Annotated in this window: 6 protein-coding genes; all 6 read right to left on the bottom strand. The window is 43.2% G+C overall.

Going from position 1 to position 9,184, the window contains the following annotated elements; translation table 11 throughout:
- Positions 1-119: 119 nt before the first annotated feature.
- Positions 120-4,484: a protein kinase domain-containing protein gene (locus WMO25_RS10380; protein WP_349085252.1), complete on the bottom strand. Its 4,365-nt coding sequence runs from the start codon at positions 4,482-4,484 to the stop codon at positions 120-122.
- A 16-nt stretch (positions 4,485-4,500) separates the two neighbouring features.
- Positions 4,501-6,099, bottom strand: coding sequence for a hypothetical protein (locus tag WMO25_RS10375; RefSeq protein ID WP_349085251.1), 1,599 nt, complete (start codon positions 6,097-6,099; stop codon positions 4,501-4,503).
- A 90-nt stretch (positions 6,100-6,189) separates the two neighbouring features.
- Positions 6,190-6,774, bottom strand: a complete 585-nt coding sequence (locus WMO25_RS10370; protein WP_349085250.1) for a protein phosphatase 2C domain-containing protein — start codon at positions 6,772-6,774, stop codon at positions 6,190-6,192.
- A 203-nt stretch (positions 6,775-6,977) separates the two neighbouring features.
- On the bottom strand, positions 6,978-7,409 hold the full coding sequence (locus WMO25_RS10365) for a hypothetical protein (RefSeq protein WP_117526617.1): 432 nt from the start codon (positions 7,407-7,409) through the stop codon (positions 6,978-6,980).
- A gap of 236 nt (positions 7,410-7,645) precedes the next feature.
- Entirely contained in the window at positions 7,646-8,449 is an 804-nt protein-coding gene (locus WMO25_RS10360) for a Cof-type HAD-IIB family hydrolase (protein ID WP_349085249.1), read from the bottom strand.
- Positions 8,450-8,563: 114 nt separating this feature from the next.
- The coding region (locus tag WMO25_RS10355; protein ID WP_349085248.1) for a YjjG family noncanonical pyrimidine nucleotidase at positions 8,564-9,184 on the bottom strand (621 nt) is incomplete at its 5' end.

Raw genomic sequence — 9,184 nt, 5'->3', positions numbered from 1 at the left:
AAAAAGGCCGGACCTTATCACCTGATGCAGGGACAAAATCCGGTTTACATTGTTTCATTCTAAATATAAAAGTATCTGCCAAAATCACGCCTTCATGGACCGATTTCAGCAGATACTTTTTACTCTTTCTGAGCTTTTTTATATAAATCTGCAAACGTATACAGCGGATGTTCCGCATAACCGTCACTGTTAAACTGGTAAACCATCTCTTCATCCGGCAGCCGATAGCCAAAGGCCACATCTGCATAAGGATAAATCTGATGGCTTTCATCCACGAAATAAATATGACAATTCTGTTTGCTCATCCCCTCATCCTGTCGAATGTTCTCTGTAACCCATATTTCCTTCAATGTGAAATAACTGCCGGAGATATCAGCTGTTAACTGCATGGCATGATTTCTCATACTGACTGCATAACTCGAAACAACCTGATGCTTATCCAAATCATACAGCCAGATGCACTCTGAATCTGCCCCTAACAGGAACTGATCATTTTCAAAAAAACTGAGCTGCAGATTCTTGGCATTTTCAATGTCAACAACTTGTTTCTGTTTCAAATGCGCTGTTTCAATAAGATAACACTCCGCATTGCCATCATAAACAGCCACCTGTGATCCATCACTGTTTTCCGCTAAAAATGCATTCTCCGGATTTGATGTTGGCTCAGACTGCCAGGTTGTATCAGCATCTATCTGCTGATTTTGCACATCATAACTCAATAATTGCAGATAATCTTTCTTCACACCCAGCAATAATATCTTCCTGCCATCCGGACTCATGGACATACTTAGGATTTTCTCACATTCATTCTCATCAAATGATAACAGTTCCACGGTTCCTTTTTCAAAATCTACCCAATAAAGCTGACCGTCACGATTCAAAGTCATGGCATGGCATAGATCCTGCACAGGCATTATGTCCGTCATCCATAACCATCCTGAGGCATCCACCCCCTCCTGTCCATCCAGCGCATAGGAGAACTGTTCGCTTTCCTCATCCAGGGATAACACCTTGATTTTTCCTGTTGTTTCATCATTTCGGTCATTTGCTAGCTCCAGCACACACAGAAATGTTCCGGTATCATTTTCTGTGAGTTTTACCATCTTAATGGTATTGCCATCCTCACATTCATAATGCAGCAGTAATTCATCTGAATGAAGCGGGTACACTTCAACCGCATGCCTGACGATCATACCTTCTTCCCTGCTGGTATCATTCAGCCACATCAATCGATAGGCCTCTCCTGATGACAGCCGCATTTCTTCCATACTGCCAGTGGCGTCCACAAACCTGTCATCTGAAGAATCACTTGAAAACGAATGCTGTACCATCTCCCCGTCTTTTGATAAACCGCAAAGAACAATTCCTTCTTCTGTATACATCATCAACTTCTTATCTGATGTATAAGAAAAGCCATCCAATTCATTGTCTACTTCATAGGCTTTTCGTTTTCCGATTGTTTCACTGGTTGTCACCTGCATCACTTTGCCATCATATAAAGCAACGAAAATAGAATCTTCGGAATCTGTCCTGCTCTGAATCGATACAATATCCGACTGAAAAGCAAGGACATCTTCTGCCTTTCCTGTCTCTGCATCGATAAAATAAAGATTGCTTCGCATCCAACCAAGAAGTGCTGTCTTTGTTTCTGTATTTCCGTTTTCATCCGTCACATTTCTATGAATCACCTTCAGGCCCATGGTATCCGTATCAAAAGCCAAGTCTGTCATAACTGCATCTGCCGTCGTTTTCTCATTCTCAGTCTCTGCGTTTCCCTGATTTGTGATATCATAAACTTCTATCGCATACTGTCGTTTTTCACGGCTCCATGGGTCACTGGATGCAAAATATTCCTGTTGGATCTGATAAGACATGCACGCCACATGGCTGTTATCCGTCCATACCACTTTGCCAATCGGAACATTGGCAATTGTTTGCATCTGCTTACTCTCTATATCATATACAATAAGTCTTTTTTCCGTTCCAATTGCAATTTTACTTCCGTCTTCACAAATCGACACATCTGTAAACTGATACTCTTTATTACCTGTTTCTGCCAAAATGCATTCAACCTGAGACCCTTTTTCAATATCGTACACATAGAGCTTAAGCTTTGAAGCTTCATAAACCAAATAGCGCTCATTGCAGGAGACAGCCGCTGTTCGGTAGCTGATAATAGGTTCTTCCAACGGAAAACCTGAGATAATACTTCTGCTGTCCGCATCAATGACAAGGGCATAGGCATGCACATCCTTCACAACACTGTCTTTTCCAATAAACACAATGGCACGATGTGTATCTAATGCCTCAACAAATTGAATACCATCCTCAGTTTCTATCGTTTCATCCACAAAAGACTGAATAGCCGCTGTATCCAACGTCCATATCATCTTCTCTTCCTTTGCAGAAAAGACTTCCAACTCTCCCTCCTGATTAATGGCATAACTGTATTCGCCGCCGTTCTTTGAAAAAGCCACCTGTGAAAAATCCCCGCTTACCTTCTGAAGTGGCGAGTAATGCATGCGATATCCGGACTCAAAGCTATCCAGTGCCGTATTCAATGTGTATAGTTGTTCAGGTATCACATAATTTTCTGTATCCCCTGCCTCGGCATTCATCTGCAGTGCAGAATCAATGGCGGCCTCTTTATCTCCTCTGTCATACTGATCCATAGCCTGCACACACAGATTTTGTGCTTTATTCCTTCTGGCGATGGTTTCCTGCAATGCAATCTGATAAGACTGATAAAGCGCATAAACTGTGAAAACAGCTGCCACTGACAGGCATACCGCCGCCATTGTGATTCTCTTTCTGAGTTTATATTTTCGGTAGCGCTGCACAAGACCGTCATAAGGCACTGAAAGAATCGGTGCTGCAATTCTCAAAAAGCCATCCTTCTTCAGCTTCTTCAGAATTTCTTTCTCAGAAGCGCCCCGGATATCCGCTGCCAACGGAAAATTACGATCCCTGCCGTCCACTTTAACAACTGCATACTCCGATACCGCTGCTATTCCTGCCACTTCTGATGTTCCAGACACATTTGATGCTTCTGCCGCTTTTGATGACTCCGAGATTTCCGACTGTTTCGGATTTTGTACAGCCAAAATTGTGAGTACATCTGAAGGTTTATGGGTTTTCAGAAAAAATTTCACTTCTTTTGACTGCCAGATATCATCACCTGACGAATCCTGACCGATAATAATCAGATATCGGCTGGCTTTCAGGGCATCCATCACCTGTTTGTCTGCCTGATAATCCGCAGACAACTCCGTTTCATCAAGAAAAACCCGCTGAATCCGCTTCAGTCCCGGCGTCCGAAAATGCTCCAACAATTTCTGCAAAGTAACGGCCACATGTTTATGTAAAATATTATCCGACCGGTACAAAATATAAGCATCGTATTTCATTCCGGCAATCTGGGAATGATAAGGCCGAAGTGCATTCAACGCGGCAGATACATCCTTTAACATTTCCTCGGCCGTATGATAACGCTTCTTCGAATCTGTTTCCAGTGCCTTTTCCAGAATATGCTGTATGATTTCTTCCGCATGGGGCGGGCACTTCATATCCTGAATATTTTTTCTGGTAAGATAATGCCCATCATAAGACTTTCGCACATCCTCCAGCATGCGTGTCGAATAACGCCGTCCTGTCAGCAGATATAAAAGCAGATAGCCTATGCTGTACAAATCCGCTTCCGGTCCCAATCTGAAATCCGGTGTTTCACCTGTCATGATTCCTACAATCTCCGGTGCCCGATAGCCCTCTGATGAGAAAATCGGCTGATCACCCACAGGGGCACACAGTCCATCTGCCAGTCTCTTTCTGGCTGAGCCGAAATCCAGCAGAAAACAGGTCAGACTTTCATCCGTCGGCTGTCCGGTCACAAAAATATTGCCCTCCTGCAGATCCAAATGCAGATAGCCAGCCAGATGCACTTCTCTCACAGCAAATAACGTTTCCTGAATGACTCTAAAAATCATCTCCATCGTATATCTGCCGTTCTTTTGATACCAGGAAGCAATGGACTCTCCTTTATTTTCCATGGAAGCCATCACTGTAAAGGCATTATTCACATAATGAAAATGCTGTCCTTTGTCAAAGGAAATTTCCACGCTGCTGGCAATTCGCTGAATCGGTATCAATCGAATGGCCTCTGAATCATAAATTTCCGATGTCATCTGTCCTTCATTCAGCTGCATGGATGCCACACAGCGCAGATAATTGGCAGCAGCCTCCGATTCATTCTCCGACACAATTTCCCCCGACTGCATTCTCAAAAAATTAAACTGTCTGGATATGGGATAACATTCTTTTAGGGCAAAGCGCAGGCTGTTCTCCTTCACATAATTTTCACCCTGCCTGACAACTTTTCCTGCAGAATAAATTAATCCGGAACCACCTTCGCCGATCATGCCCAAAATTTCATAACATTCGCCGCCTGGAAAACGGATAAAGGTTTTTTCTTTCAAATAGTCTCGCATACCTCTATAAACCTCGTTATGCTTTTGTTACAGAGACTGAAAACTGACACATCGCAGCATATATCTCATAAGGAGACTCACCAAAATAGAAAATATCCTCGTTTTCACTTTCAAGCCCATTCATACACAAACTGATCAAAAATGAACGTTCCAGAATATGCGGAATGTAGAATGCCGGCAAAAAAGCCTTCTCCAGCACATCATTGGCCAGCTCCATAAAACTCCATACTCTGTCGCTGAGGGCCTCCGGCTCTCCGGTTTCACGCTGATATAAGGTGTAAGCCACCCATAGCATAAACAGCATATCTGCCTTTGTCACATTTGCTTTTCCTGACAATAATAGCGGCAGTCGGCTTGTGATCACCGTAATGTTCACCTCACCGTTGGCATCCACAAACAGATATCTGGCCAGTCGTTCCGGATGATTCTTATAAAGCTTTCCGGACAATTCATTCAGACATTTCTGGATTTCCTTGACGAAGGCCTCACCCACCACCTGATTCAGCTGCCACAAACTTCCTTCACTGTATACACCTTTTAAATCTGAAACAATATTCCGTTCAACGTTATCCCAGGCATCCTCTTCCAGTGACTCCTCATCATCCCAGTCATCATCTGAAGCATTTTGGCCATTTTCACGCTGTATCTCAAGCTTTTGCTGTCTTTCTTCCTTGTCTGCATAGACAAACGCTGTCAGTCTCTTAAAAATCTCACATGCTGTTTTTCCCGGCAAATCCAGAAATGGTGCCTTCTCCTTCATCCAATCAATAAACTTCAGGTCCACATTATCCAGATGTTTTTCTGCATCAACGATTTCAATATTTTCGGATTTCCACTTTTCTACCAGTCCAAACAAAGAGTTGTCCTGATTCCGTCCGGCACCTTCTTCATCTCCAGGCAGCATGCCTTCTGTAAAATGTTCCGGCTTTTCTTCTATTGTTCCTTGAGCAACATCCTTTGCTGCCTCAGCGTAAAGGGCCTCTAACTCTAAAAAGTCCTGATAACATTTGCTTCTGAAACAGCAGTAGGCATGGATAACATCCGCTGACTTCGTAAAATCAAAACCATCATTTTCCAGTACACGGGTCAAAAAGAAATCCGTCAACGTATAGCTCATATCCAATCCATGCGCAATCTTGAAACCATCCTCTTTGGAAATCATTTTTTTCTTCTTTTTGTGCCACAAAAATGCTGTCCTGAATACACCTCTCCATTCCGCTTTCTTGTCACCGGAATGACTGGCCGCAATTTCCGATAAAATATCGATATACTGATCTCTCTCATCCTCTTCCAGGTTCTGGGCATATTCCTTCGAAACCGGCTGAAACCCGAATTTCTTCCGGCCACCTTCTCTCTGGTATGTAAAAGCAGGAAACTCTCTGGTGTAAGTTTCATCATCCAGCAAATCCTTATCCAGACAATAGGATGCCAGCCAGCACATCAGAAAATATCTCGGTGCACATATAAATTCATCGGCGATTTCCTGAAGCTTCGCACCCCATTGTTCCATAGAAGCATCTTCCGGCATATTCTGAAGCTTGATCACACCGTCATCTTCATGGTGGTTGGCATAATCCTCAAAATTATCCATAATCATATCTGTATACAAAGGCATTTTTCTCTCTCCTTTACCGTTTATTCGATAAAATCTATTATCTCATAAACACCGCCTGTTGTACACAATTTCTGCATGCTTCTGCCTCTGTCAACAGGCTTTTATCGACAAAAGCAGCGGATTCTCACCTTCTTCTATTTTATCCTCACTGACGGACATCGCCCATCGCTCCTGACGTCCTTCCAGTATATACAACTCATGATAAGCTGACCAAACACCTCTTTTCAGTCCGACGGCAGAAACAGCTCCATCCATTGTCAATTGCGGGAGCTTCCTGATTCTTTTTTCAGATAGCAGCAGACTGCCTATATGTCCTTGATCTGTTTTTCCCAAAACAGCACCATCGCCAAAATTAAAACAGATAAATTTGTTTTTTCCCGGCCATATCACGACCCCTTCAAAGCTGCACTCATATTCCTTTATTTCTTTTCCATCCTTTAAGGCCTGCTGATATAATCTTTTGCGAATCAACCTCAGCAAATCACACTTCACTTCGTCCAGATAAGCCTCCTCCCTATGCACACCAGCTCCTTTTTTCAAATAATCCGATATAGCTTCCAGGGTCAGTCTGGCTCCTTTTCGTCCCCATCTTGTTCTTTTTCTCCCCCAGGCTGCACCAACAAAAATACTGTCTTCTTCATACTTAATTTTTATTACTTTACTTCCTTTTCTCATTGTTGACTCCTTTCAATCTGCCAGTGAATGGCTCTGCATTTTGACCATTCACTGACCTTCTAATAAGAGTATAACAATCTTCAGACTTCTATCAGTTCCCGTACCTCTGTTTTAATGCCTCTAACTTTTCTTTCATCCGACTTTCTGATTCTATGTCCTGTCCAATTTGCTTCCTTGCCTAATTTGCTGTCTCGCTGAAATAGTTACAGAAATGCCTTCAATTCATCCGCGAAATGCTCCTCGGCCTTCACCAGATCCCCGGCAATATTTTTGCTCTCTCTATCCGCCTCCGGGTTTTCATTCAAAACTTCCATGATGGACTGAATGCCCATGTTGCAGCCGTTGGTCATAATCTTTGCAATCTGACTGCTGTCATCCCGGATCAACATCTTCATTTCCGTTGTAAGCCAGGCAAATGTTTCCGCCGCCGCTCCCGGCTTCTTTCCTTTTTCTCCATAACATGTCAGCGCCTTTGCTGTCCGTGCTGCAATTTCCTTGTGCTTGCGTTCTGCCGCCATAATCACCTGCTCCAGCTTTTCATTTTCCACATACTCCAAAACCTGCTGCATGCTGTGAATGGCCATCTTGCACCCTGAGCTGCATTCATTTAAAATGTGCAATGTCTGTTCTTCCATATTCCATACCTCATTTCTCCTTAAAATAATGACTGCTCACAAGAGCAGCGTATACATTTTCCGGTACGCAATGTATCTCCATGCTGCGAAAAATCTCACCGGACCTCCTGCAGCACGAAAAATAGAGCATCCAAAAGTGTTATATCCAAATAACACCTTTCTGAATGCTCTATTAGTATGCGCATATTTTATATAATTATCTGTTCTGACCAAAAATCAATCCTAAAGATAAGCCATTACAAAATGTATTGCTCAATGGCCTTCGCTGCACCATCAATATGATTGGAATAAGTGACTATGTCGGCTTTCTTCTTCAATTTCGGCACTGCATTACCCATGGCGATCTTCAATCCTGCCGCTTCAAACATTGGCAGATCATTGGCGCTGTCACCGATACAGGCAATTTCCTCTTTAGCAATGCCAAGCCTTGATGCCAATGCATTTAATGCGGTTCCCTTAGAAGTGTTCTTCGCAAATATCTCCACATATTTGCTGCCAAATGCTGATGAAAACTCCGGATAGCCTTCAAGTATCTCCGCAACCTTTCTTCGGGTTCTGCCGGAGAAAAAATAGACCTGTACTTCTTCTATATCATAATGAATCTTTTCGACAAAGGCTTCCATATCATTGACTCTGCGGATGCCATCCACATCTCTGCCATAGACAATACGCCCTGCCACTTCCATCAATGGTCCTTCCATCACATAACGATGCTGTATATGTGTCATCCGGACCACATTCAACCCTTCACATTCCCTCAGAAACTGTACCACTCGTTCACGTTTCATCAGCATCCGGAAAAGGGTCTTTTTCTCTTCCAGGTCTACAACTTGTGCACCATTAGAAGTGATCGTGTATCGGTACAAACCTTTCTCCTGCGTCATCTGATATGGCAGACACGTCAATGGACGTCCTGACGTCGGCACGATGATGATGCCTGCATCTGCAGCCTTACGTATTGTACGGATTGTCTCCTCTGTCATCCGGCTGCGCCCGTTCAGGCAAGTACCATCCATATCTAATGCAAGTAAACGAATCATCTGTCAGTTCCTTTCTTTACTCAATCTTATCCACTCCATCATACTACCATTTTCATCTTTATTTCGCAGGCCTTTTAAATCTTATTCTCTATGCCTTAGAACATCAACGCAAAACTAAATTTTTTCCAATAAGTCTTCAATCGCTGAAAGCTCATTAACCTCGTAATCCGGCTGAATTTCTGAAGTATTCTGACTCTGATGAGGATTATACCAGATGGTCCGGATGCCGGCGTTTTTTCCACCCTGTATGTCTGAGGTAAGACTGTCACCAATAATAACGGTGTTCTCTCTGTGAAAGTTCGATATTCTTGAAAAGCAATAGTCAAAATAGGCTTTACCCGGTTTATCGTAACCGATTTCTTCTGATATGAATATATCTTTAAAGTAAGGGCGCATCCCGGCACTTTTGATGCGTCCTTTTTGTACGCTGAAAGTTCCATTTGTAACCATATAAAGACGATATTTTTCAGATAGGTGCTTCAGAAGTTCCTCGGCACCTTCTACATAATAGTGACCAATGGCAAGATAGGCTTCATAAACTTTTGCAGCTTCTGCCGGGTCACCTTCTATATGATACTCCCGGAACAGATTCACATAGCGCTGCACTTTCACCTGGGATCTTGTAATCTTTCCCTGCTCCAGCAAATGCCACTGGGCCAGATTCAACTCGCTATAACGCTTTAACATTCTCTCATCCGGCGTCACGCCCATTTCCCGCAGGGTTCGTTCCACTGC

The sequence above is a fragment of the Coprococcus intestinihominis genome (assembly GCF_040096555.1).
Lineage (GTDB): Bacteria > Bacillota > Clostridia > Lachnospirales > Lachnospiraceae > Coprococcus_A > Coprococcus_A intestinihominis.
The sequence above is the reverse complement of the archived record's forward strand: the minus strand, read 5'-3'. Positions and strand labels throughout refer to the sequence as shown.